Genomic DNA, 1,392 nt, shown 5'->3' with positions numbered 1-1,392 from the left:
TCCTCGACTCGGCCGAGTCGACCACCGCCAGCGCCTCCGATTCGGTGCGCTCGAACACCGCGGCGGCCTGCTTGGCCGTCATGCTCCGCGACAGCATCTCGTCCTTGAAGCGCGCGAGGTCGCGCAGCGGCTCCGTGTCGGCGTGCTCGGCCGCGTGCGCCTCCGCCACGATCACCAGGCCGGCATAGACGTCGCCGTCGTCGACCGCGACCACCTGGCCGGTGGAGCCGAGCGGATAGGTGCGGCGCAGGTCCGCCACCGTGGCGTCGGCCGGGATGGTGCGGGCGTCCCGCATCATCAGGCCGACCGTCAGGTCGCGCATCCAGCCGATGTCGGCGGCGCTGCGGATGGTCTCGCCGCGCAGGTGGAACCGCCAGGTGGCGAACGAGTAGCCGAACAGCTCGCGCGTCACCTGCGCCGCGACGATGACGGCCACCATCACGGCGACCGTGAGCCACAGATCGCCGGTCGATTCGAGCGCGATGAAGGTCATGGTCAGCGGCCCGCCCACCACGGTGGCGGCGAGCGCGCTCATCGCGACGATCGACCAGACATTGGGGTCGATCCGCATCCCCGGGACATACAGCACCAAAAGCCCGGCGAAGAGCTGGCCGGCGAGCCCGCCGAGCAGCAGCGACGCGAAGAACAGGCCGCCGCGGAACCCGGAGCCGAGCGACACCACCGAGGCGACGATCTTGAGCACCAGGATCAGCGCCACGGTCTTCAGCGGCAGGTCCAGGACGCCGACGAGGTGCAGCGCGCCGTGGCCGGAGGACAGCACCTGCGGCGTGATCAGCGCCAGCGCGCCGACGACGAGGCCGCCGAGGCAGGGGCGCAGCGCCGGCCGCAGCAGGCGGGCGAACAGCGCCTCGACCCCGGCCACGGACCGCATCACCGCGATGCCGAGCGCCGCCATCGCCAGCCCGACCAGCACGGCGAGCAGCAGCTCGTGCGGCGCGACGGCGCCGGGCTGCGGCGCCACGATGCCGATATGGGTGGGCGCGATCGCACCGGCGACCGCGTAGCCCGCCACGGCCGCGGTGGCGATCGGGGCGAGGCTCGCCACCGAATAGGTGCCGATCACCAGCTCGAAGGCGTAGAAGGCACCGGCGAGCGGTGCCGCGAAGGCGCCCGCGATGGCGCCGGCGGCGCCGCAGCCGACCAGCACGCGCAGGTCGCCGCGCCGCAGCCGGAAGGCGATGCCGAGCCGCGACGCGATCCCGCTGGCCAGCTGGGTGTAGCCGGCCTCCAGCCCGACCGAGGCGCCGACCCCGCTCGACCACACCGTCTTGGCGGCCACCACCAGGCTGCCGACCAGCGACATCCGGCCGCCGTGCAGCGCATTGGCCTCGACCGGATCGACCTCGCGCTGCGGCCGCGCGGCCGCGAGCC

Annotated in this window: 1 protein-coding gene; it reads right to left on the bottom strand. The window is 73.8% G+C overall.

The window, feature by feature from the left end; translation table 11 throughout:
- Positions 1 to 1,392: chloride channel protein (locus tag CH341_RS31250; protein WP_111423588.1), on the bottom strand; the 1,392-nt coding region annotated here is incomplete at both ends.

Origin of the sequence: Rhodoplanes roseus (genome assembly GCF_003258865.1) — a bacterium.
Classification (GTDB): Bacteria; Pseudomonadota; Alphaproteobacteria; order Rhizobiales; family Xanthobacteraceae; genus Rhodoplanes; species Rhodoplanes roseus.
Note: the sequence above shows the minus strand (reverse complement) of the source record. Positions and strands in the feature narration are given on the sequence as shown.